The 286-nt window shown below is 65.7% G+C and carries 1 protein-coding gene; it reads right to left on the bottom strand.

Annotated features, from left to right (window positions below; translation table 11 throughout):
* Positions 1-48: 48 nt before the first annotated feature.
* Positions 49-286: universal stress protein (locus tag EN818_RS31600; protein WP_135906714.1), on the bottom strand; the 238-nt coding region annotated here is incomplete at its 5' end.

Genomic DNA, 286 nt, shown 5'->3' with positions numbered 1-286 from the left:
GCCGCCCGTTCCGTCGAATCGGCTCCACCGGTCACCATGGCCGACCGATCAGTTCGACAACAGGCGATTGATATTGCTCTCGCCGATGAGCGTGCGCGTAACCCCGCCGAAGGCCCATTCCCGCAGCCGGCTGTGACCATAGGCGCCGGAGACGATCAGATCGGCGTGGATGGAGCGCGCAAACGCCGCCAGCCTGTTGCCATCCGCGTCGCCGGCGATCACTTCGGTTCGCGCGATGACGCCGTGTTGCTCCAGAAAGACCGCGACGTCGGCGAGGCTGTTTCGC

It is taken from the genome of Mesorhizobium sp. M3A.F.Ca.ET.175.01.1.1 (assembly GCF_004791945.1).
Taxonomy (GTDB): domain Bacteria; phylum Pseudomonadota; class Alphaproteobacteria; order Rhizobiales; family Rhizobiaceae; genus Mesorhizobium.
Note: the sequence above shows the minus strand (reverse complement) of the source record. Positions and strands in the feature narration are given on the sequence as shown.